20 protein-coding genes are annotated in these 23,609 nt (G+C 64.3%); 14 read left to right on the top strand and 6 right to left on the bottom strand.

Annotated elements, in window-relative coordinates:
- Positions 1 to 79: 79 nt before the first annotated feature.
- The 5 genes from PanNE5_RS19465 to PanNE5_RS19445 form a co-directional block, all read right to left on the bottom strand.
- On the bottom strand, positions 80 to 1,660 hold the full coding sequence (locus PanNE5_RS19465; RefSeq protein ID WP_150563852.1) for an isocitrate lyase: 1,581 nt from the start codon (positions 1,658 to 1,660) through the stop codon (positions 80 to 82).
- Between the two features lie 512 nt (positions 1,661 to 2,172).
- A complete protein-coding gene (locus PanNE5_RS19460; RefSeq protein ID WP_017234308.1) occupies positions 2,173 to 3,759 on the bottom strand; it encodes a PepSY-associated TM helix domain-containing protein in 1,587 nt (528 codons plus the stop codon).
- Positions 3,760 to 3,769: 10 nt separating this feature from the next.
- On the bottom strand, positions 3,770 to 4,024 hold the full coding sequence (locus PanNE5_RS19455; protein ID WP_017234309.1) for a hypothetical protein: 255 nt from the start codon (positions 4,022 to 4,024) through the stop codon (positions 3,770 to 3,772).
- Complete coding sequence (locus tag PanNE5_RS19450) at positions 4,014 to 4,292, bottom strand: hypothetical protein (protein ID WP_261938666.1); 279 nt, start codon at positions 4,290 to 4,292, stop codon at positions 4,014 to 4,016. Before PanNE5_RS19450 ends, PanNE5_RS19455 begins: the two co-directional genes overlap by 11 nt.
- A 335-nt stretch (positions 4,293 to 4,627) precedes the next feature.
- The gene (locus PanNE5_RS19445; RefSeq protein ID WP_261938665.1) at positions 4,628 to 6,940 is read right to left on the bottom strand and encodes an FdhF/YdeP family oxidoreductase; all 2,313 of its coding nucleotides are present in this window, start codon (positions 6,938 to 6,940) and stop codon (positions 4,628 to 4,630) included.
- A 235-nt stretch (positions 6,941 to 7,175) separates the two neighbouring features.
- Here PanNE5_RS19445 and PanNE5_RS19440 point away from each other — a divergent pair, with 235 nt between their 5' ends.
- From PanNE5_RS19440 to PanNE5_RS19395, 10 genes are all read left to right on the top strand, one after another.
- Complete coding sequence (locus PanNE5_RS19440; RefSeq protein ID WP_017234312.1) at positions 7,176 to 8,249, top strand: substrate-binding domain-containing protein; 1,074 nt, start codon at positions 7,176 to 7,178, stop codon at positions 8,247 to 8,249.
- Between the two features lie 265 nt (positions 8,250 to 8,514).
- A complete protein-coding gene (locus tag PanNE5_RS19435) occupies positions 8,515 to 8,988 on the top strand; it encodes an NAD(P)H-dependent oxidoreductase subunit E (protein WP_261938664.1) in 474 nt (157 codons plus the stop codon).
- Positions 8,981 to 10,621, top strand: a complete 1,641-nt coding sequence (locus PanNE5_RS19430; RefSeq protein ID WP_261938663.1) for a formate dehydrogenase beta subunit — start codon at positions 8,981 to 8,983, stop codon at positions 10,619 to 10,621. Before PanNE5_RS19435 ends, PanNE5_RS19430 begins: the two co-directional genes overlap by 8 nt.
- A 30-nt stretch (positions 10,622 to 10,651) precedes the next feature.
- Positions 10,652 to 13,537, top strand: coding sequence for a formate dehydrogenase subunit alpha (gene fdhF / locus PanNE5_RS19425; protein ID WP_017234315.1), 2,886 nt, complete (start codon positions 10,652 to 10,654; stop codon positions 13,535 to 13,537).
- Positions 13,538 to 13,570: 33 nt separating this feature from the next.
- Positions 13,571 to 14,536, top strand: coding sequence for a formate dehydrogenase accessory sulfurtransferase FdhD (fdhD, locus tag PanNE5_RS19420; RefSeq protein WP_315973444.1), 966 nt, complete (start codon positions 13,571 to 13,573; stop codon positions 14,534 to 14,536).
- Positions 14,537 to 14,563: 27 nt separating this feature from the next.
- Complete coding sequence (locus tag PanNE5_RS19415) at positions 14,564 to 14,797, top strand: formate dehydrogenase subunit delta (protein ID WP_017234317.1); 234 nt, start codon at positions 14,564 to 14,566, stop codon at positions 14,795 to 14,797.
- An 86-nt stretch (positions 14,798 to 14,883) separates the two neighbouring features.
- Positions 14,884 to 15,087: a hypothetical protein gene (locus PanNE5_RS19410; RefSeq protein ID WP_017234318.1), complete on the top strand. Its 204-nt coding sequence runs from the start codon at positions 14,884 to 14,886 to the stop codon at positions 15,085 to 15,087.
- A gap of 93 nt (positions 15,088 to 15,180) precedes the next feature.
- A complete protein-coding gene (locus tag PanNE5_RS19405; RefSeq protein WP_017234319.1) occupies positions 15,181 to 15,549 on the top strand; it encodes a hypothetical protein in 369 nt (122 codons plus the stop codon).
- Between the two features lie 104 nt (positions 15,550 to 15,653).
- A complete protein-coding gene (locus PanNE5_RS19400; RefSeq protein WP_039830415.1) occupies positions 15,654 to 16,415 on the top strand; it encodes a phytanoyl-CoA dioxygenase family protein in 762 nt (253 codons plus the stop codon).
- A 261-nt stretch (positions 16,416 to 16,676) separates the two neighbouring features.
- The gene (locus tag PanNE5_RS19395; protein ID WP_261938661.1) at positions 16,677 to 18,071 is read left to right on the top strand and encodes a sodium-dependent transporter; all 1,395 of its coding nucleotides are present in this window, start codon (positions 16,677 to 16,679) and stop codon (positions 18,069 to 18,071) included.
- 62 nt (positions 18,072 to 18,133) lie between these two features.
- Here PanNE5_RS19395 and gor read toward each other — a convergent pair whose 3' ends face one another.
- Positions 18,134 to 19,495 (bottom strand): glutathione-disulfide reductase, encoded by a 1,362-nt coding sequence (gor, locus tag PanNE5_RS19390; protein ID WP_261938660.1) that lies wholly within the window; start codon positions 19,493 to 19,495, stop codon positions 18,134 to 18,136.
- A gap of 387 nt (positions 19,496 to 19,882) precedes the next feature.
- Here gor and PanNE5_RS19385 point away from each other — a divergent pair, with 387 nt between their 5' ends.
- From PanNE5_RS19385 to PanNE5_RS19370, 4 genes are all read left to right on the top strand, one after another.
- Positions 19,883 to 20,395 (top strand): hypothetical protein, encoded by a 513-nt coding sequence (locus tag PanNE5_RS19385; RefSeq protein WP_261938659.1) that lies wholly within the window; start codon positions 19,883 to 19,885, stop codon positions 20,393 to 20,395.
- A gap of 489 nt (positions 20,396 to 20,884) precedes the next feature.
- On the top strand, positions 20,885 to 21,310 hold the full coding sequence (locus tag PanNE5_RS19380) for a F0F1 ATP synthase subunit epsilon (protein WP_026132016.1): 426 nt from the start codon (positions 20,885 to 20,887) through the stop codon (positions 21,308 to 21,310).
- 275 nt (positions 21,311 to 21,585) lie between these two features.
- On the top strand, positions 21,586 to 22,386 hold the full coding sequence (locus PanNE5_RS19375; RefSeq protein ID WP_150563861.1) for an enoyl-CoA hydratase/isomerase family protein: 801 nt from the start codon (positions 21,586 to 21,588) through the stop codon (positions 22,384 to 22,386).
- Positions 22,387 to 22,504: 118 nt separating this feature from the next.
- Positions 22,505 to 23,587, top strand: coding sequence for an ABC transporter substrate-binding protein (locus PanNE5_RS19370; RefSeq protein ID WP_017234326.1), 1,083 nt, complete (start codon positions 22,505 to 22,507; stop codon positions 23,585 to 23,587).
- Positions 23,588 to 23,609: the final 22 nt, after the last annotated feature.

Genomic DNA, 23,609 nt, shown 5'->3' with positions numbered 1-23,609 from the left:
TATGCTCAAGGCAGCGCTTGCTTCCTTGGGACGAAAAAAAACCGCTCAATCGAGCGGTTTTTTTTGTCATCGGAACCGGTTAGAACTGGTTCATGGTGTTGTCTTTCCCCGCTGCCTTGAGGGCCGCTGCGCCGCTGAAATACTCCTTGTGGTCGTCGCCGATGTCCGAGCCGGACATATTCTGGTGCTTCACGCAGGCGATGCCCTGGCGAATTTCCTTGCGCTGCACGCCGGCCACATAGCCGAGCATGCCCTGATCGCCGAAGTATTCCTTGGCCAGGTTGTCGGTCGAGAGTGCGGCGGTGTGGTACGTCGGCAGTGTGATCAGGTGGTGGAAGACACCGGCTTCGCGCGCCGCATCGGCCTGGAACGTGCGAATTTTTTCGTCGGCGACGGCCGCCAATTCGGTGTCATCGTATTCCTCGCTCATCAACTGGCCGCGCTCGTAGGCTGAGACATCCTTGCCGGCCGCCTTCATCGCGTCATACGTCTGCTGGCGGAAGTTCAAGGTCCAGTTGAACGACGGGCTGTTGTTGTACACCAGCTTGGCGTTCGGGATCACTTTGCGAATCTCGCTGACCATGCCGGCGATCTGGGCGATATGCGGCTTTTCGGTTTCGATCCACAGCAGGTCGGCGCCGTTTTGCAGTGCGGTGATGGAATCCAGCACGCAGCGCGCTTCGCCCGTGCCAGTGCGGAACTGGAACAGGTTGCTGGGCAGGCGCTTGGGACGCAGCAGCTTGCCGTCGCGCTTGATGACGACGTCGCCATTGCCGAGGGCATCCGCCGAAATTTCGTCGCAATCAAGGAAGGAATTGTATTGGTCGCCCAAGTCGCCCGGCGTGTGGGTCACGGCGATCTGCTTGGTCAGGCCGGCGCCCAGCGAGTCGGTACGGGACACAATAATGCCGTCGTCCACGCCCAGTTCCAGGAAGGCGTAGCGAATCGCGCGAATCTTGGCGAGGAAGTCTTCGTGCGGCACGGTGACTTTGCCATCCTGGTGACCGCATTGCTTCTCGTCGGACACCTGATTCTCGATCTGAATGCAGCATGCGCCGGCTTCGATGAACTGCTTGGCCAGCAGGTAGGTGGCTTCCGCGTTACCGAAACCCGCGTCGATGTCGGCGATGATCGGCACGACGTGGGTGACGTGGTTGTCGATTTTCTCCTGGATGGCGGCCTTGGCAGCCCCGTCGGCCGCGTCCAGTTGGCGGAACAGGCCGCCGAGTTCGCGGGCGTCCGCTTGGCGCAGGAACGTGTACAGCTCGCGGATCAACGCGGTGACGGAGGTTTTTTCGTGCATCGACTGGTCCGGCAGCGGTCCGAACTCCGAGCGCAGTGCTGCAACCATCCAACCCGACAGATAAAGGTAGCTGCGGTCGGTGGTGTTGAAGTGCTTCTTGATGGAGATCATCTTCTGCTGGCCGATGAAGCCGTGCCAGCAACCCAGCGACTGGGTGTACTTGGACGGGTCCGCATCGTAGGCGGCCATGTCGGCGCGCATGATCTTGGCCGTGTACTTGGCAATGTCCAGACCCGTTTTGAATCGGTTCTGGGCACGCATGCGTGCGGCATATTCGGGATTGATGGCATCCCAGGCGCTGCCTTGTTTCTGCTTCAAACCAGCCACAGCGGTGATGTCGTCTTGATATTGGGTCATGTGCCTCTCCTGAGAGCAAAGCGCGTTTGAATAAAGGGTTCAGCGTGTCGCCCCCGTATGTCGAAGCGAACTGCATGACGAAATGGTACCGCCGTTTGGCGCGATTGGGTCAAGTCTTATATAAGACATAAGAGTTAATTTATGCTTATTTTTCAATGACATATGTGCAATATTTCGCAATTCGAAACACGTTTTCGGGTGACGGAAAAATGAGGCGAGCGAAATTTCGAGGGAATTCCGCAATGTGAAATGCGCTTTCGTTGGCTGGAGACGGGACACGCGCCGATGGCGTGAGCAACGAGCGCTGGCGGAATGATTGTGTGGACGTCTGTTGAGACGAGGCGACGTTCCGACGGGCGATGAATGGCGCGATCCAATGTGGGGGCAAGCGCGCTACGCAAGCCGCCAGCCGGACCCGGCTGGGGCCTGACTCATCTTGGAAGGCGGCGCGCCTCGGATCGACCGGCAGCCGGTCAGGCGCGCGTCGACGTGGCCGTGCGTGCGACTCGCTGCTAGGGCTTGGCGCTCAGGTCAGCGCTGGCTTCTGAGGTCGGGGCAGCGGAAGTCGGCGCGGGTCGTGCCCACACGCTGTAGGGATCGCCGCGGCGGGCGCGTTTCCAGGTCGCGCACGCGAACAGTGCAAAGCCGCCCGCGAAGACGATCGCGACGAGGTCAACGCCGGCCAGCACCCAATCGCCCGCAGCCATCGAGCGCACGAGATTGTCCGGCGTGAGCACGGCGTCGGCGGCCGGGATAATGAGGCAGACGAGCGCCGTCGCTGCAAGTAGTCCCGTGGCTGCCACCGCCGGCGCCGCGAGCGCGGCGAAAAGCATCGAGGCGGTGAGCGTGGCGATGAAGATTGAGAGCGCCGTCATGTCGGGGGCGACGATCGCACCGACGAAGGCCGCGGCAATCCCCAGGCATGTGCCGAGAAACACGCCGGCGGTGGCCTTGGCCATCCCTCGCAGATGGGCGGGTTGTACGGCTGCGTTGCGCTTGCGACGCGATTCGAGCCAGAGCAGGTTGCCACTGTAGACGAGCACCGCACCCATCAGGCCCAGGACGAAGTACACCCAGCGCATGGCATCGCCCGCGAAGTTACCGAAGTGGGCGCCGTAGATCATGCTGAGCATCGCGTGGTTGGCGTCCCGTACGCCGGGGCTGTGCTGACCGACGATCGCCCCGTCGTTCAGGCGCACGGCCACGGCCGAGAACACTCCCAGCGAGTCGCTGGCCTCGCCGTAGACTTCGGCCACCGCGTCCGGCTTGCCGTAGCGGGTCCACGCCACGGCGGTCGCTTCCATGCCGGGCGCCGCGTGCTCGGCGCGGGCGAGCAGGGCCGTGAGACCAAGCGGCTTGCCGTCGACCGGTGCGATCGTTGCCGGCACTGCGCCCGTTATCTGCGGAATTTGCGACAGCAGCTTGTTATCGAACGTCACGACGTTGAACGCCATCATCAGCGGCAGGAGGAGGCACAGCAGCGCCCCTGTCAGCGCGAAGACAATATGAAACGGCAGACTCAGCACGCCGATGGCGTTATGCGCGTCCTGCCAGAAGCGCTTGACGTTGCGTCCCGGGCGCAACGCAAAGAGGTCTCGCGTGACGCGCGGCAGATGCACGATCACGCCCGAGATCAACGCCATGCCGTAGAACAGCGACACCACGCCCATCAGATATAGCCCGTAGGTCGGGATCGACAGCGAGTAGTGCAGCGCATTGATCGTGCCCGACAGGCCCGGGCGCGCCTCGCCGATCACGAGCGACGGCGCGGTACCCTCGGCGTTAGCGGGCAAGCGTGCCTGTTGCCATTCGCCGTTCGGTTCCTGCCAGTAGGCAAAGGGCGTTGGCGAGTGATTGGGCAACACCACGCCCATCTGCTCGCGCGCGGCCGGGAATTGCATGCGAACCCGCTCGGCGAGCTGTTCCGTTTGCGCGAGCGAGAGCGGTGCATGACGCGTGGCGGGCTGCTCCCAGCGTTCGATCTCATGATGGAAGACGGTCAGGGCGCCGCCGAGCATGGCGATGAACAGCGCGAAACCGGCGACGATGCCGGCCCACGTGTGGACACTCAGATATTGGCGAAGGGTTTGGGCGCGCATTGAACAATCCTTACCCGACGGCGTGCGCCAACAGCAGCGCAACCCAGGCGACGACGGTGGTGGCGCCAAGGCCAACCCACGCGTGTTTGGCGGTGCGGCTCGCGTAGGCGACGGCACACAGGCCAAGCCACAGGAGCGGGAAGAGGGCGATGACGGGAATCACCGCCGTTTGCCAACCGACCGGCGTCAGATGGGCGATAGTGCCGCACAGCGCCATCGCCGCGAAGCCGCCGAGCACCAGGCCCGCGAAGGTTCTACTCCACATGAGCGTCTCCGCGCAAAGAGCGCCAGCCGCCCACTGCATACGGCCAGAAAAGCTGGCCGAAACACAGCGACATGAACGCCGCAGCGATGCCGGCCGAAGGGCCGGCCGCCAGCCACCAGCAACCCAGGCTGGCAATGGCGGCCAACAGCGAGAGTGACCGGGCGGGCTGCGCAGCCAAACGTCGTGCGCGCACACGCTGGTGCTCAGAGGTGAGATAGCAGGCGCCGCCTGCCAGCCATGCCAGGGCAATAGCCAATCCAATCAACATGCTCGGGAATCACATGAAAATATGGCCCGCAAGCGAAGACGTCACCCTTTGGCGACGCGACGGTCGAGGCCGATCGAAAACGGTTCCGGGCAAACGCAGCGGTCACACATTTTTCGGTGATTATGCGAATGGTAACAAAAACGATTCGCATTTATAGCATGAATCGTCAGAATCCCGAAATAGCGCACCTGGAAATGGGGTGCCACGCCTGAGCACACGTCAGGCGCCAGGCGCCAGATGGCAAGCGTCGGGCGACAAACGGCAAACGGTAAACGCCAAGCGCCAAGCGTCAGGCGTGAGGCGGCAAGCGTTGCGCGTCAGGCCGCCTCGCCTCATCAGGCCGGACGGCGCTCCAGCAGCACCGGGATCGACTTCGAGGTCGGCGTCCCAGCACCCTCGGCGATAGCGTCGAGCGGCACCAGTCCGTTGGTCTCGGGGTAGTATGCCGCGATGCAGCCACGCGGAATGTCGTAGGCAACGAGCAGGAAATCATCGGCGCGACGCGCAATGCCGTCGTGCCAGACACCCACGAGGTCAACGTGCTCGCCTGCACGAAAGCCTCGCGCATCCAGATCTTCCGAGTTGGCGAAGACAACGCGGCGCTGTCCGAACACCCCACGATATCGGTCGTTCAGGCCGTAGATTGTGGTGTTGTATTGATCGTGGGAGCGAATCGTGGCGAGTTGCAGCACATCGGCGCCACGCTCACCCGCCTGGCGCCGTGCCACGTCGATCGGCATCTCGTGCGGCAGCGGGTGTGTCGTGAAGTTGGCGCGCGCGTTGGCGGTCAGCCACTGACGCGTTGACGGCGGCACGGGCAGCCGGAAGCCCCCCGGATGGCGCACGCGGCGATTGAAGTCCGCAAAGTCATCAAAGGTGGCGGCCATGGCGTCGCGAATGCGATCGTAGTCCTCCACGTACCAGTGCCAATCCTCGACACCGCCGAGCGCGCGGCCCATCGTTGCCTGCGCGATGCCCGCGACAATGGTCGGTTCGGAACGCAGATGCTCGGACGCCGGGGCGTTGATGCCATACGACAGGTGCACCATGCTCATCGAGTCTTCCACCGTGACGCCCTGCACCGCGCCTTGCTGCATGTCGATTTCGGTGCGGCCCAGACACGGCAGGATCAGTGCATCGCGCCCGTGCACGAGATGGCTGCGATTGAGCTTGGTCGCCACGTGCACAGTCAGGTCGCACTGGCGAAGCCCCTCCCAGGTGCGCGGCGTGTCGGGTGTGGCCATCGCGAAGTTGCCGCCCATGCCGATGAAGACCTTGACGCGGCCGTCGCGCATGGCCGAGATCGTATCGACGACGCTCAACCCGTCGCGTCGCGGCGGCGCAAACGCGAACGCTTGGCCAAGCCGGTCAAGGAAGGCGGCCGACGGCTTTTCGTTGATGCCGACGGTACGGTCGCCCTGCACGTTGCTGTGACCGCGCACGGGACACAGACCCGCCCCCGGGCGTCCGATGTTGCCGCGCAGGAGCATCAGGTTGACGATCATCTGAATGGTCGCGACGGCGTGCTTGTGCTGCGTAATGCCCATGCCCCACGTCGCAATGACGCGCTCGCCGCGCAGATAGACGTCGGCAATCTGGCACATCTGGGCTTGCGAGACACCGGACGCGCGCGTGAGATCGTCCCAGCGTTCGCTGCGTACGTCGGCGGCGAAATCGTCGAAACCGTGTGTGTGTTCCGCGATGAAGGCATCGTCGAGCAGCGCGGATTCGCCATTGGCGCGCGCAAGGGCGTCGCGCTCCAGCACGCGCTTGATGACGCCCTTCACGAATGCAAAGTCGCCGCCGCACGCCGGCGTGATGTAATGGCTGCTGATCGCGGTGCCGCCGAGGCTCAGCATTTCGGCCGGACTTTGCGGGTCGGCAAAGCGTTCCAATCCGCGTTCGTGCAGCAGATTGACCGACACGATGGTCGCGCCGCGCCGGGCTGCCTCGCGCAACTCACCGAGCATGCGCGGATGATTGGTGCCCGGGTTCTGGCCGAACAGCAGCAGCGTATCGGCCTGTTCGAAGTCGTCGAGGGTGACGGTGCCCTTGCCGATGCCGATCGTGGGCGGCAGGCCAACGCTCGTCGGCTCGTGACACATGTTCGAGCAGTCGGGAAAATTGTTCGTGCCGTACTGGCGCACGAAGAGCTGATAAAGGAACGCCGCTTCGTTGCTGGTGCGACCGGACGTATAGAACGCTGCCTGATCGGGGTCGGGCAGGGCGCGCAAGTGCTCGCCGATCAACGCGAAGGCGTCGGTCCAGGCGATCGGTGCATAGCGGTCGGTGGCGGCGTCGTAGCGCATGGGATGCGTAAGACGGCCGTAGCCTTCGAGCGTGTAATCGTCCAGCGCGAGCAAGTCGGTCACACTGTGCTCGGCAAAAAAGTCAGGGGTGACGCGGCGCTTGGTGGCTTCGGCGGCGACCGCCTTGGCCCCGTTTTCGCAGAATTCGAACGTCGAGGCGTGTTCGCGATCCGGCCACGCGCAGCCCGGGCAATCGAAGCCGCTGGGTTGGTTTGCGCTGAGCAGTGTGCGGGCGCCTTTGAGCGGAATGCCTTGGGTGACAAGTTGAATGGCAACGTTCTTGAGGGCTCCCCAGCCGCCGGCGGGGCGATCGTAGGGGGCGATTTTCGAGGCGGGCATGGTGCGTTTTCTGACGAGAAGAGGTGGCGCGGCGCGTCGGCATCTGGGGAATGCTTCGGACATAGCCAAACGGTTACCGTTAAATAGGCAAAGTGATGCATAATTCAACGGCGTTGCAACGGTATTTTGGTGCCGACGTCGATCTGGAAAACCCTATGAATTCGACGTTTTCAGGCATCTTATCAGGATATTGCATAAATTGATTTATGCAATTAATAGCATATAAGGTGAGTCAATGAAGCAGATATCGATCGGCCCGCAGCTCCGGTTTCACCGCGACGGCAACGATCTTCCGCTCGACAAGGTGCTGTCGCTACTCGCCGAGGTGCAGGCGCACGGCAACTTGCAGGCGGCCAGCCAAGCGCTCGGGCAATCGTATCGAGGCGCGTGGGGCCACGTGAAGGAAGTCGAGGCGCTCATGGGGGCGCCCTTGCTGACGATGGCGCGTGGCCGTGGCGCGGTGCTCACGCCGCTTGCTCAGCGGCTACTGTGGGGGCAAAAGCGCCTGCAGGCTCGGCTCGGCCCCCTGCTGGAGACGATGGCGTCGGAGTTGCAGACCGAGCTTGACGATCTGCTGTTGCAGGACAGCGACCAACTGCGGCTGTTTGCCAGTCATGGGCTGGCGATCGCGGCGCTGGTCGATTTCGCGGGACGCGCGGGCCTGCCCATCGAAGTGAGCTATCGCGGCAGCATCGAAGCGATTGCCGCGCTCGCGAAGCACGAGTGCGAGGTCGCGAGTTTTCACGTGCCGATCGGCGCGCTTGCAGAACCGGTGCTCGATCACTATGGGCCCTTGCTCAAGGGCAAGTCGTATCGGGTGGCAGACGTCGCTTCGCGCCGTCTCGGGTTGCTCGTTGCACGCGGCAATCCGCTCGGCATTCATACGCTGGCCGACCTGCCGCGCACGGGGGCGCGCTTCGCGAACCGGGAGCGCGGATCCGGCACCCGAATCATCTTCGATCTGCTGCTCGCGCGTGAGGGAATCGATCCGGCTGCCGTGGCGGGCGCGGAGAACATCGAGTTCACGCACGCCGCCGTGGCGGCGTACATCGCCAGCGGACGCGCCGACGCGGGTCTCGCCATCGAGGCAGCGGCAAGCCAGTTCGGGCTCGATTTCCTGCCAATCCTGACGGAGCGCTATTGCCTGATGTTTCCCGAGACCGGCAGCGAGTCCGCGCATTTGCGGACGCTGCTGGAAATTCTGCAAAGCGACGCGTATCGGCAGGCGGTGCATGCCATCCCCGGCTACAGCGAGGCGGCGACCGGTAGCATCGCCCCGCTGTCTGAGGCGTTTCCCTCGTTGGGTTGAAAAATAATATGCAATGATATGCATATGTTGCGCCCGAGCATCGGTCGCGTCGAACGGCCAGCCGGCGCGGTTTATGCGGCTTTGGCATGCTGCTGTGCGGCGAGCGTGGGAAAAGCGAGCAACGCAAGCTATCGGTGTTTCCACGAGGCTTGTTGGGAGGGGACGTTTGGACTAATGTCCTAACTGTCGAGCCCCCAGAAACGCGCCGCCATCATATGCAACGTAGAACATATGAGGCGCCGTTTCGCCCCAGGAGACATACGAGATGGTGTCCACCCCTCACGCGACGCTCGCGCCGCTGCTGGCTCGCCACGCCGGCCGTGCGCACGAGTTGTTGCCGCTGTTGCATGCCCTGCAGGACAGCGACGGTTACGTCGACCCCGCCCATGTGCCGGCGATCGCCGCCGCGCTGAATCTTTCTCGCGCCGAAGTGCATGGCGTGATTACCTTCTATCATCACTTCCGCAGCGCGCCGCCGCCCCCGATCGTGGTGCAGGTCTGCCGCGCGGAGGCCTGTCGCAGTCGGGGTGGCGAAGCGCTCGTGGCCCATATCGAGGCGTCTACCGGCGCACCCGTGGACGGCGCGCCGTGTCGCGGCGTCGGCGTCGAATCGGTGTATTGCCTCGGGCAATGTGCGTTGTCCCCGGCCGTGATGATCAACGGCGAACTGCACGCGCGCGTGAGTCCGGCGCGCTTCGATGCGCTGCTGCCGGTGCGCAAGGCAGGTGGCCATGTCTGAGTCTTCGAAGCGCGGTCCGTACCGCGTGTATATCCCGCGCGACTCCGCTGCGCTCGCCTTGGGCGCGGACCGGGTCGCCGCCGCTGTGGCAACGGAAGCCACCCAGCGAGGCATTGCCGTCGATATCGTGCGCAATGGCTCTCGTGGGCTGTTTTGGCTCGAACCCCTCGTCGAAGTGGAGACCCCCGCCGGGCGCATCGGGTACAGCAACGTGCAGGCCGCTCAGGTCGCCGCCTTGTTCGATAGCGGCTGGCCCGCATGTGCTGCTCAGGACGCCAAGCGCGAGGTTCCCGCGGACAATCCCGACGGGAGTTGGGACGCCCCAATGCCTGCCTGCGTCGGTCGGGTCGATGCGATTCCGTATCTGGCGCGGCAACAGCGCCTGACGTTCGCGCGCATTGGCGTGACCGACCCGCTCAACCCGGTGGACTATGAAGCGCACGGTGGCCTGGTCGGACTGCGCGCATGCCTGGCGCTCGACGCGGCCGCAGGGTGCCAGACCGTGCTCGACTCGGGCCTGCGTGGACGCGGCGGCGCGGCGTTTCCGGCGGGCATCAAGTGGCAAACCGTCAGCCGCGCCCAGGCGGCAACCAAATACGTCGTCTGCAATGCCGACGAAGGCGACTCGGGCACATTTGCCGATCGGCTCATCATGGAGAGCGATCCGTTCGTTCTCATCGAAGGGATGGCCATCGCAGCGCTCTGCGTGGGGGCGAGCGAGGGCATCATCTACGTGCGCAGCGAGTATCCGCATGCCATTGCGGCACTCGAGTCGGCAATTGCCGTCGCGCGCCGGGAAGGCTGGCTCGGCCCGGACGTGCTGGGCTCGGGACGCGCTTGCGAGTTGCGCGTCGCCAAGGCGGCGGGCGCTTATATCTGCGGCGAGGAAACGGCGTTGCTCGAAAGCCTGGAAGGCAAGCGCGGCGTGGTCCGGGCGAAACCGCCGATTCCAGCGGTGGCCGGACTCTTCGGGCAGCCGACACTCGTCAACAACGTCGTTACCCTCGCGAGCGTGCCGTTCATCTTCGCGCATGGCGCCGACGCCTATCGCGAGTTCGGCATGGGCCGCTCGCAAGGCACACTGGCGGTGCAACTCGCGGGCAACGTGCGTCGCGGCGGACTGGTGGAGCTGGCGTTCGGCGTGACGCTGCGCACACTGCTCGACGAGTTCGGCGGCGGGACAGCCAGCGGGCGCCCTGCCAAGGCCATTCAGGTCGGGGGCCCGCTCGGGGCGTATCTGCCAAGCGCGCAGTGGGACGTGCCGATGGATTACGAGGCGTATGCCTCGCTCGGCGCGGTCGTCGGTCACGGCGGGGTGGTCGTCCACGACGACACGGCCGACCTCGCGGCGTTGGCGAGCTACGCGATGCAGTTCTGTGCACACGAGTCGTGCGGCAAATGTACGCCGTGCCGCATTGGTGCGACGCGCGGAGTCGAGGTGATCGACCAGATCCGACGCGGAGACACCTCCGTGCGTCAGGTAACACTGCTGCGTGATCTGTGCGACACGATGGTGGCGGGGTCGCTGTGCGCGATGGGCGGCATGACGCCGTTCCCGGTGCGCTCGGCGCTCGAACATTTCCCGGCAGACTTCGGTCTGCCCGATGGCGCCGGGCGCGCCGAAGCCGCCTGACGCGCATGCGTCAGACAGGGAGGAGAACACATGATTCATCCGAGCACCTCAGTGACCCCGGGCCACGACCTGGACATGGGCACGCCGCTGCGTGAGAGCGATGTCGGCATTACCCTCGAAATCGACGGCGAGCGCGTAACCGTGCCGGCCGGCACGTCGATCATGCGGGCGGCGGCGGGCCGCGACGTCAACATCCCCAAGCTCTGTGCGACGGATTCGCTCGAACCGTTCGGGTCTTGCCGCTTGTGTCTGGTCGAGATCGAGGGGCGGCGCGGATTTCCCGCCTCGTGTACGACACCCGTCGAGCCGGGCATGAAGGTACGCACGCAGTCGCCGGCGCTGCAGGATCTGCGTCGCAACGTGATGGAGCTTTACATCTCCGATCACCCGCTCGACTGCCTGACCTGCGCGGCCAACGGCGATTGCGAATTGCAGGACATGGCGGGCGTCACGGGGCTGCGCGAGGTGCGCTACGGCTTCGAGGGCGAAAACCATATTCACAGCGCGAAGGACGAGTCGAATCCGTATTTCACGTATGACCCGTCGAAATGCATCGTCTGCAATCGTTGTGTGCGGGCGTGCGAGGAGACGCAGGGCACGTTTGCGCTGACGATTTCCGGCCGTGGCTTCGAGGCGCGGGTTTCGGCCGGGCAGGATCAGCCGTTCATGGATTCGGAGTGCGTGTCGTGCGGCGCGTGCGTATCGGCCTGCCCGACGGCGACGCTGCAGGAAAAAAGCGTCATCGAGATGGGGCAGCCCGAGCACGCGGTGGTTACCACGTGTGCGTACTGCGGCGTGGGCTGCGCGTTCAAGGCGGAAATGAAGGGCGGGGAAGTCGTTCGCATGACCCCGTACAAGGATGGCGGGGCGAATGAGGGCCACGCCTGCGTGAAGGGGCGCTTTGCGTGGGGATACGCCACGCACAAGGAGCGCATCACCAAGCCGATGATCCGCAGCAAGATTACCGATCCGTGGCGCGAGGTGTCGTGGGACGAGGCGCTGGACTACGCGGCGTCGGAGTTCCGGCGCATTCAGGCGACGTATGGGCGCGACGCCATTGGCGGCATCACGTCGTCGCGTTGCACGAACGAAGAGACGTATCTCGTGCAGAAGCTGGTGCGTGCCGCGTTCGGTAACAACAACGTCGACACCTGTGCGCGCGTGTGTCATTCACCGACCGGTTACGGGCTCAAGCAGACGCTCGGCGAGTCGGCGGGCACGCAGACGTTCAAGTCGATCGAGCACTCGGACGTGATTCTCGTGATGGGCGCCAATCCGACCGATGGGCATCCGGTGTTCGCCTCGCGACTCAAGCGTCGTGTGCGCGAGGGGGCGAACCTCATCGTGATCGATCCGCGGCGCATCGACATCGTCGACGGGCCGCACGTGAAGGCCGCATTCCACTTGCCGCTGCGCCCCGGAACGAACGTGGCAATGGTCAATGCCCTCGCGCACGTGATCGTCACCGAAGGGCTGCTGGCCGAGGACTTCATCGCCGAGCGCTGTGAAGACCGGGCCTTCGCGCAATGGCGCGACTTTGTGGCGCTGCCGGAGAATTCTCCCGAAGCCGTGTCGGTCGTCACCGGCGTGGACGCCGAGCAGATCCGCGGCGCGGCGCGTTTGTACGCCACGGGCGGCAACGCGGCAATCTATTACGGACTGGGGGTGACCGAGCACGTTCAGGGGTCGACCGCGGTCATGGGCATTGCCAACCTGGCGATGGCCACCGGGAATGTCGGGCGCGAGGGCGTTGGCGTGAACCCGTTGCGCGGCCAGAACAATGTTCAAGGGTCGTGCGACATGGGGTCGTTCCCCCATGAACTGCCCGGTTATCGCCACGTCTCCGATACGTTGGTACGCGAGTCGTTCGAGGCCGCTTGGGGCGTCACGCTGCAGGCCGAGCCGGGGCTGCGGATTCCGAACATGTTCGACGCGGCGGTGCAGGGCAGCTTCAAGGGGCTTTACTGCCAGGGCGAGGACATCGTGCAGTCCGACCCGAACACGCAGCACGTGGCGGCGGCGATGGAGGCGATGGAGTGCCTCGTCGTGCAGGATATCTTCCTGAACGAAACGGCCAAGTACGCGCATGTGCTGCTGCCGGGCACGACGTTCCTCGAAAAGGACGGCACATTCACGAATGCGGAGCGGCGCATCTCACGTGTGCGTCGGGTGATGGCGCCGCTGCCGGGCATGGCGGACTGGGAGGTGACGATCGCGCTGGCGAAGCGACTGGGGTACGACATGCCTTATACACATCCGTCGCAGATCATGGACGAGATCGCCCGATTGACCCCGACGTTCAGCGGCGTGAGCTACGCGCGTCTCGATGAAGCCGGCAGTCTGCAATGGCCGTGTAACGACGAGGCGCCCGACGGCACGCCGATCATGCACGTGCATGCGTTCGTGCGCGGCAAGGGACGCTTCATCATCACCCGATATGTGCCGACGGACGAGAAGGTTACGCCGCGCTACCCGCTGCTGCTCACCACGGGACGCATTCTCTCGCAATACAATGTCGGCGCGCAGACACGTCGCACGCACAACGTGGCCTGGCACGATGAAGACCGGCTCGAAATTCACCCGGTCGATGCGGAGGATCGCGGCATCAAGGACAACGATTGGGTCGGCATCCGCAGCCGCGCGGGCGAAACAGTGCTGCGTGCTGTCATCAGCGAGCGCATGCAGCCGGGCGTGGTGTACACGACCTTCCATTTCCCGGAGTCGGGCGCAAACGTCATCACGACCGACAACTCGGACTGGGCGACCAACTGTCCCGAGTACAAGGTGACGGCCGTGCAAGTGCTGCCGGTGGTACAGCCCTCCGCATGGCAGTCGGAATACTCAACCTTCAACCGCACGCAGCTCGCGCTGCTCGATGCGGCCCATGTGCCCTCCGAGCCGGTGCCGGCGAAGTAGGGCGCGTTCGGTGAATTGACGTGGAGTCAGCGTTTGACGATGTTCAACCCATTAGGTGACCGGGACAACCGGCAGCCTGCAGGCGAACCGCAGGGCGAGCGTGCGGGGCCGGGCGATGCCGACGTGATCGACGAGACGGTTGGCGGACGTGTCGCGCCGGTGTGCGACGCGGCGCCCGCCGTGCTCGACCCGGACAGTCTCGCGCCGAGTGCGACGGTTGACGTTCGGCGCTTCCGTCATGGGACGTGGCAGTCGGCGAGCGACGAACTGGCCGAAGAAGTGCCCGTAGCGCTGGAGTTCAATGGCATCTCCCACGTGGTGATGCTCGCCACGCCTGCAGACGTCGACGACTTTGCCTTGGGGTTCGCGTTGTCCGAGGGCATTCTCAACGACCGGCGCGAGTGCTACGGCATTGACGTGACGGCAACGACACAGGGCGTGACGGCGCATCTCGACGTCTCGTCGCGCGCGTTTGCCGGACTCAAGGAACGGCGCCGCAATCTCACGGGACGCACCGGCTGCGGACTGTGCGGCACGGAAAGTCTCGATCAGGTTCTGCGGCCGTTGCCGCCCGCCGGTGCGCCGCTGCGTGTGTCGCACGCGGCGCTGGCCGCCGCGTATGCCGGGCTGGCGCGCCATCAGCCGCTGAACGGCGTGACGGGCGCCGTGCACGGCGCGGCCTGGTGCTCGCCGCAGGGCGAGATACTTTGCTTGCGTGAAGACGTCGGCCGGCACAACGCGCTCGACAAGCTGATCGGCGCGCTCGCGCGCAGCGGACAGCCGTTCGATCGTGGCTTTGTGCTGATGACGAGTCGTGCGAGCGTCGAAATCGTGCAAAAGGCCGCGCAGGTCGGCATTCCAATGGTCGCGGCCGTTTCGGCGGCGACGGCCCTCGCGGTGCAAACGGCAGCGGCGGCGGGCGTGACGCTGGTCGGCTTCGTGCGCGGGGAGCAGTGCGTGATCTACACCGGCGGGGCGGCGCTCGACGCCAGCGCCTGACGCCAACAAACGAGCAGGAGCTTCCTGATGGACGGTAATAACCTCGTGCGCATGGCCAATCGCATCGCGGACTTCTTTGAATCGTTACCTGATCGCGACGAAGCGCTGGATGAAGTCGCCGCGCATCTGCACAAGTTCTGGGATCCACGCATGCGCGCCGAGATCCTCGCATTGGCCGACACGCCGGTCTCCGCCGAGATGCACGTGCTGGTGCGTGAAGCGCTCGTCCGCCATCGTGAGCGGCTGACGCCGGCTGGGTGAGGCCGGTTCCAGGCGAAGACACGTCGCTCGCAGTATAGTGGGAGCTGCCGTCGCGCTTCGGCGCGGCTTTACCCGAGGAGGACTTGATGAGCGATACCCAGACGCGCAAGCCGGTCCAACAGAAGTCTGAGCCGGAGGACGTCGTGGAACGCGACCTTGATGAAGCCCTTGAGGAGACGTTTCCGGCAAGTGACCCGGTTTCCATCGAAATCGACAAGCCAAAACGGGCGCCCAAGTCGACATCGGGTGACTCGACAGGTCCCGCGGGCGGGGCTGGCGGCCGAAAATAAATCTCGGCCCGGTGGTGGTTTGCCGCCCGGCCGGGGCGAATTCGTGGCAAAATTCCGCGCCTGACTCTCTCAGGCTGGGACTGTAGGAATTCAATGGCGGCAGGTACGGTAAAAAAAGTTCGACGCTACGCGCTGGAAACCATCGATGTGATGGGGCAGAGCGGACTGGGTGTCGTCGAGCGCCCCGACGGGCGTTTCGTCATGTATCCGGAGTACTGGACGCAGACGCAGGCGCTTAGCCAGAAGATGCGCACGTTGTACCGCCGAAATTGTCAGCTCGAGTACCAGTTGGCGAAGCTCACGCGCGAACTCGATCGACTTCGCACTGTAGTCGATACGCCGCGCCCTGTCGGAAATCCGCAAGCATCGCTGCCCGGCACCGACGTGCCGCAGCCTGAACTCGCCCTTGAGCGCAAGCCCGCCGCCGAACTACCGCCGCGACGACGCAAACGCGCCGCCTGAGTCCGCCGTCTCGGAAAGCCTGCCGAGCCAGTTCTCCCGATCGACTTCGTTAAGCCACCGAATTTCCCTCAACGTCCAGTTACTTGCCCGCTTCGCCGACCATCATGGCGCTTACCGCATCGCAACTCGAAACCTTCCGTAACGACGGTTATCTGATTCTCCCGCGCTATGTGGCGCAGGCCGACTGCGAGGCGATGCTGGCCGACGCGCGAGCGCAACTGGCCTCGGCCACGTTACCGCTCGAGTTCGAAGCCGATGTGGGCTATGCAGGAGCACCGGCATCGCGTGACGCGCAGGGTGGCCAGACCGTTCGTCGGCTGCTCAAGGCCTACGATCGTGGCGATGCGCTGCGTCGCTGGGCAACGCGTCCGGATCTGGTCGAGTCGCTCGCGCAAATCTTTGGCGAGGATGTAGTGCTCACGCTGGCGCATCACAATTGCGTGATGACCAAACATCCCCATTTCGGCACGGCGACCGGTTGGCATCGCGATATTCGGTATTGGTCATTCCCGCAGAATTCGCTGATCTCCGTGTGGCTGGCGTTGGGGCCGGAAACGCGTGAGAACGGTGCGCTACGCTTCATCCCCGGGTCGCATCGCGAACAACTCCAGCCGCACCAGCTCGATTCGCTGGACTTCCTGCGTCCCGACGAGCCCGACAATCAGCCGCTCGTCGCACGGGGTCGGCAGGTGGCCCTGGCGCAGGGCGATGTCGTGTTGTTTCACAGCGGTCTGTTCCACGCGGCCGGGCGCAACGAGGGCGATACCACGAAATTCTCCGTCGTGTTTGCGTATCGCGGCGAGAGTAATCCGCCAACGCCGGGCACACGCTCCGCGTCGGCCGGCGAAGTCGCACTGGGCCACTGACGTGCCTTGCGCCGGGAACGCCCGTTCTCCGGCGTCGCCAATCATTTTGGGCGCTTTCCTAATTCGGTCGGCACCTTTTCCCGCGTAGACTCTCCGGCCACCCTGATGGTGTTGTGCGCTGGCACTTCTGGGTCGCATCGTCCCGACGTCGATGCCGTGCCACGCCGGTAATCTGCCTGACGCCATTCCATACAAGTGTCGTGATGCGCTGAGGTCGACCCCGGTTGACACGGCGTGCACGGCCGTTTCCGGAGGAGCCCCGTGTCCCATTTGCCTGATACGCCCGTAGTACCGCCCGTCGCCTCGGCGTGTGCCACGCCCGACGCGCTCGCCGTCGCCGGCCGCGCCACCTGGGGATCGCGGCTGGGCTTTATTCTCGCGGCGGCCGGTTCTGCCGTGGGACTTGGCGCGGTATGGAAATTCCCCTACGTGGTGGGCAAGCACGGCGGTGGCGCGTTCCTTGCGGTATATCTGGGCTGCGTGCTGACGCTTGGCGTCGGGCTGCTGCTTGCCGAAATGGCGATCGGCCGGTTGACGGGCAAGTCGATCACGACGGCGCTGCGTGAATTGGGCGGGCGCCGCTGGGCCTGGGTCGGACGTATTGCGACATTCAACGCGTTCGCGATTCTGTCGTTTTACGTCGTCGTGGGTGGCTGGACGGTGGCGTATCTCGTCCGGGCCATGACCGGCACGGTGCTGGCCAACGACACCGAGCGTCTGGTTGGCGAATTCGCGGCGTTCATCGCGGATCCGGTCGCGTCGCTGACCAGCATGGGGGTCTTTCTCGGGCTGACGACCGTCATTGTTGCCGCGGGTGTGCAAAAGGGCATCGAACGGGCAGGCAAGTGGCTCATGCCCGCGCTGTTCCTGCTGATGCTGCTGGTCATCGCGCGCGCCTTCACCCTGCCGGGCGCGATGGCCGGTGTTGCCTGGTTCCTGACGCCGGACTTTTCCGTCATATCCGGTGCCACGCTGCTCGAAGCGCTGGGTTTGGCGTTCTTCTCGTTGTCGCTCGGCGCGGGCATGATCGTGGTCTACGGCTCCTATCTGCCCAAAGACGCACGCCTGGCCGGTTCGGCCGTTTGGGTGGCGACGCTTGCGACGCTGGCCTGCTGCCTCGCCGGGCTGATGATTCTGCCAGCGGTGTTCGCGTTCGGAGTGGCGCCCAACGCAGGGCCTGGTCTGACCTTCATCACGATGCCCGCCATTTTCGCGCAGATGCCATTCGGCCATCTCGTGGCGATCGCATTCTTCCTGCTGCTCCTGTTTGCAGCGCTCACGTCCGCCGTTTCGCTGTTCGAGCCGGTCGTCGCATTTCTCATCGACGAATATCAATGGCGCCGCGGACCGGCCGTGGCGGCGGTGCTGGTGGCCACGTTTGCCTTCGGTGCCCCCGCCGCATTGTCGTTCGGTGTGTGGTCGGACATACGTATTTTCGACCGTACGATTTTCGAGCTGATGGACTATGCGACTGTCAATCTGCTGATGCCCGCGGGCGGGTTGTGCGTAGCATGCTTCGTCGGCGTACGGATTTGGCCAACGGCGCGCACCGTACTCGACGGCACGCGAGCGCAATGGTTCGTGCCTGTGTGGCGAGCGCTATTACTCGTGCTCACGCCGATTGCCATCGTTGGCGTGTGGTATCAGAGCCTCTGATGCGCACGACGGACCGTCGCGCGCATCCGCGATTTGGACAACCTACGCGACGCGCCAGCGAATCACGCGACCGGCGTTCGCATGGTCACCCATTCTTCGGCGGCGGTCGGATGTACCGCCAGCGTGCGGTCGAAGTCGGCCTTCGTGGCGCCCATCGTCAGGGCCACGCCGAGCAACTGCACCTGTTCGCCGGCGTGATCGCCTACCATGTGGGCGCCGACGATCTTGTCGGTGGCGCCGTCAACGAGCAGTTTCATCAGCACCCTTTCCTGACGGCCTGACAGCGTTGCCTTGAGGGGCCGGAACGACGCTTTGTACACCTGAAGCTGTGCATAATCGGCGCGCGCTTCGCTCTCGGTGAGACCCACCACACCGATCTCGGGCGTGCTGAACACGGCCGTCGGAATCCGCTTGTGATCGACGCGTGTCGTGCGTTCCCCGAACACCGTGTCGGCGAATGCCTGTCCTTCGCGAATCGCCATCGGCGTGAGGTTGACGCGGTCGGTGACGTCGCCCACGGCGAAGATCGACGGCACGTTGGTGCGCGAGAACTCATCGACGATCACCGCGCCCTTTTCATTGAGCGCCACACCGCTCGCGGCCAGGCCGAGACCTTGCGTGTAAGGCACGCGTCCTGCCGCGCTGAGCAACACATTGGTGTCGTGCGCGCTGCCGTCGGACATCGTCACACGCAATTGGCCTGGCGCTTTGTCGACGCGTGCCACCGTGCGCTCGAGGAGGATGTCGATACCGCGGTCGCGGTATGCGGCTTCGAGCGAGGTGCGAACGTCGTCGTCGAAGCCGCGCAGCAGGTGCGGGCCGCGATGCACGAGTGTGACCTTCGAGCCGAGTCCGGCAAATATGCCCGCGAACTCCAGCGCGATGTAGCCGCCGCCGATGATCGTGATGCGCTCGGGCAGCGATTCAAGATGGAACACTTCGTTCGACGAAATCGCATGTTCGCGGCCAATGAAGTGCGGCTGGTCCGCCGGTTTTCCCCCGGTGGCGATCAGGATGTGCCGCGCCGTGATGCGCTCGCCCGTGGCGGGCAGGACGACCGTGTTCGGACCTTCGACCACGGCCCGCGCCTCGACGAGTTCGGCGCCCGCGCGTTCGAGGTTGGCTCGATAGATGCCTTCGAGCCGCGCGATTTCGCTGTCCTTGCGTGCAATGAGCGTTTTCCAGTCGAACGTGGGGGAGGGCACTTGCCAGCCGAAACCGGCGGCATCTTCGAACTCGTCGGCGAAACGGCTCGCATAGACGAGCAACTTCTTCGGCACACAACCGCGAATGACGCAGGTGCCGCCGACGCGAAACTCCTCCGCGACTTTCACACGGGCGCCGTATTGCGCCGCGACGCGTGCTGCGCGCACACCGCCCGAACCGGCACCGATCACGAAAAGATCCACATCGAACTGGGACATTGCTGACTCCTGTTGGCCGTGCCGCGCGTCGAACCGTGGCAGCGCAAGTGCGCGCAGTGTGTCGACGACCACGGCTTCTGGCGATGAGCGATTGTGCCAGAGACCGGCTCGGCACGTCGGCGGGCCACCACGATTTCAGAGCCATCCGAGGCCCGAGTCGGCGATTGCCGCATCGCCTGCGCCGATCGCACGCGGACGTGTCACGCGTAGCCATCGGATGTTTCTGAAATGAAACAATTCGTGGGTATCGCCGCGGCAACGCGCATGTCACGGAAATGGAAGTGTCTAAGAATCAATGGGTTGTGGCTCGTGGCCCGAAAGTTGCTCTGAATCGCTCGGGACAGGCGGGATTCACCGCAGACAGAAGACGATGTGGACGAGGATGTCATGACGAAGTCGCTCTTTCGCCTCATGGGCGCCATGCTAGCGCTGGCGTGGCTGTGTTGCTTCTGGATACCGGCATCGGCACATGCCGCGAATCCGTCGGGCACCCTGCGTCATGCGAGGGTATCGGCGAGCAAGAAGACCACGGCCGCACACACTCGGCATGGCGTCCGGCTGTCGAGGGCCGCACGCATGAAGCGTGCGGCCCGAGCGCCCGACTTCGCACCGCCAGGCGCCCCTCCGCCGGCACTCGTCGGTGTCGCGCCGGCCCCGTGGCACGATGTGTTCACGGATGCAGGCGTCTGGGCGTCGGATCCGATTGTCGTGAGCGGCGGCACACTCGGCGGCATGCTGGGGAATGCCGGGGTGATGCGATCCGACGACGGCATGGTCACCGGACCTCACGCCGGGCTGACGGGCCTGTATCAAACCGTCTGGCATCGCGCGCTGTCCAATCCTGCATCGAGCACACAACTCTTCGCCGGCGCACCTGAATATTTCGGGCTGCATTTCTAACCCCATCGGGTGCTTGTGCTCCATCTGCCCCATCGCGGCCGACCGGCCGCGCCGCGGGACACCCATGCATTTCCGGTGCGATACGGGCAATGCGCATGCCGCATTCCCCGCCGAATTGATCGGTATCCGATGCGTTATGCGCGCCGAGTCGCGCGTCGCGCGCTGCGCATTGCACCCGCGCCGGCCCTGCACCCCCAGCCTTTCAGGCACATTGGCGCGCCTTGCGCTCAAGCTTGCCTCGCCAAGCGCAATGCGGTTAGCATGAATCCGCAGCCAACGTGTGGCATCCCGTCAACACATGCCGACGGCGGGCATGCCATTCCGTCCCCCAGCCCCCTTATGAGCCCGCCTGATGCGTCCGTAAAACATCATCCCCAGAGGAAAGCGATACCCATGCGTGGCGACCCATATCTTGGCGCGACGCAACGCAACGTGAACAGCGAATCGATTTAAGCGATGTCCGCGGCATCGCAGGGAGAAGTGAAAGGCATGGCATTACTCAAGGTCGACGTGGTGAGCACCGAGCGGGCGATATTTTCGGGCGAGGCCCGTTTCATCGCGGTGCCCGGCACAGCGGGCGAATTGGGTGTGCTCCCCGGGCACACGCCGCTGCTCACGGGCGTGCGTCCCGGCACGGTGAGGATCGAGGCGAGTGACGGCACCGATACGTTTCTTTACATCGCAGGCGGTTTCGTCGAGATTCAGCCGAATCGGGTGACGATTCTGGCCGACACCGCCATCCGCGCCGAGAGTCTTGATGAAGCCCGCGCCGAGCGCGCGCGCGAGGAGGCCAAGGCGGTGCTCGAAACCCAGGCGAGCAATATCGATTACGCCAAGGCGCAAGCGGAGCTGACGGAAGCTGTGGCGCAATTGCAGGCCATCCGACGCATTCGCAAGCAAAAGGGGTCTCGCTGAGCCAGTGACACGGCGCATCGGCGCCAACGCCAACGCCAGCAAGACGGGCAGTCCTCACGGGCTGCCCGTTTTTTTTCGCCCCTCGCTCCCGAGGTGCAACCCCCTGAGGTAAACCCCGAAGCGATTCGACTTGCGCCATCTTTTTGAAATAACTATATTTCTCTCAGATAACAGTTATTGCACTGAGATAACTGTTTAGTGAGAAATGCGTTCATCGCATGATCGTCATCTCAATGCCCGCGTGATGCCACGCGTGGCGTGCCCTTGGAGTTCAAATGAGCGAGACAGCAAAGCAATCGGAGCAGGAAGTTCTTTTCACGCAGGTCGGTCGTGTCGCGGTGATTACGTTGAACCGCCCGCAGGCGCTCAACGCCTGGACCATCGCCATGCGCGAACTGATCATCGATGCGCTCGAGCGGTTCAATACCGACGACAGCGTGGCCGCCGTGATCATGACCGGGGCGGGGCGCGCCTTCTCCGCGGGGCAGGATCTGGCCGAGGCAAAGCATTTCGACGGTGACACCGCCATCGAATGGATCAAGGGCTGGGAGCACTATTACGACGTGATTCGCAGCCTGAAGAAACCGCTTGTCATGGCGCTGAACGGTACGGCAGCGGGTTCGGCCTTCCAGGTGTCGCTGCTTGGCGATATTCGCGTCGGCCATCCAGGCGTGCGCATGGGGCAGCCGGAGATCAACGCCGGGATCGCCAGCACGACCGGCCCGTGGATCATGAATCACATGCTCGGCCTGTCGCGCACCATCGAACTCACGCTCACCGGCCGTCTGATGGAAGCTGACGAGTGCCACCGCCTCGGCTTGATTCATCACCTCGTACCGGAGGAGAAGGTGTTCGAGAAGGCCCTGGAGATCGCCTCCGAGCTGGCCGAAAAGCCGCCGGTGGCCATGCGCCTGGACAAGCAGCGCTTTCGCGAGATGACCGAAGGGACGTTCCAGGATGCCATCGCAGCCGGTATGCGCATTCAACGCGAGTCGTATGAATCGGGCGAGCCGGCACGCATGATGGCGGCGTTCTTTGCCAAGCGCGCGGCCAAGGCCGAGACAGCGAAGGCCTGAGCGCTTCCGTCCACTGTTCAATCACGTCGCGCCGCTCGGCATTGTGCTCAGCATTGCCGGGCGGCAACCATAACAGGGCATGCGCACCGCGTCTGTCCACACGCTAGCGGAGTTTCTAATGTCACATTCGCACGACCCGCAAAACCCGTCCCGTCGCCGCCTTCTGCAGATGGCCGGCACCGCCGCGCTGGCAGGTGCTTTGCCGTTGGCCGCATCGCGCACGGCGTATGCCCAGGCACGCCAATTGATCGTCTCCGATCCGGGCGGCCCGTACACGACGGCGTACCGCCGCGCGTTCTACGATCCGTTCGAGAAAGCCACCGGCATCAAGGTGGTGAGCGTGGCGCGCGATTCGCAGCCGGTGGCGCAGTTCGCCGCGATGGTGCAGACGAAGAACTTCGTGTGGGATGTGACGACGCTCACGCTCTCCGCCGACATTCCGTATCTGGAGTCGAAGGGCTTTCTCGAGCCCATCGGCATGAAGGTCGCCGATTTCCCCGGCATCATGCCCGAGGCGGTGACGCCCGACTGGCTGGGGGTCGACGTGTATTCGACCGTACTGGCCTACCGCACCGACAAATTCCCGAAAGACGCGCCGCAGACGTGGGCGGACTTCTGGGACGTAAAGCGCTTTCCGGGCCGCCGCTCGCTGCGCCGCAGCCCGCTCGACACGCTCGAGCAGGCGCTCATGGCCGACGGTGTGTCGATCGACAAGCTCTACCCGCTCGATCTCGACCGCGCCTTCAAGTCGCTCGACAAGATCAAGCCGCACATCGATCTTTGGTGGACGTCTGGCGCGCAGGCCATGCAAGCGATCCAGAACGGCGACGTCGACATGATGTCGACGTGGAACGGTCGCGCACAGGCCGCCATCGACAACAAGGCGCCGGTGAAGATCGTCTGGAACCAGGGGCTGTATTCCATTGAAGGGTGGGGCATTCCGAAGGGCACGCCGCGCGCCGAATTCGCACGGCAGTTCGTTCGGTTCTGCGGCGACCCGGCACGTCAGGCGTTGATTACCCAGGATCTTGCGTACGGTCCGACGAACCTCAAGGCGTTCGACGCGATCCCGAAGGATCGCGCCCCGTTGATGCCCACGGCCCCGGCCAATTTGAAGGGCATGCGTTTGCCAAGCCCGCAGTGGTGGGCCGAGAACCGTACGAAGGCGACCGAGCGTTTCAACGCATGGCTGTTGTCGTAAGCCGTCAAGCACCGCGAAGCAG

It is taken from the genome of Pandoraea sp. NE5, assembly GCF_024363545.1.
GTDB lineage: Bacteria > Pseudomonadota > Gammaproteobacteria > Burkholderiales > Burkholderiaceae > Pandoraea > Pandoraea cepalis.
Note: the sequence above shows the minus strand (reverse complement) of the source record. Positions and strands in the feature narration are given on the sequence as shown.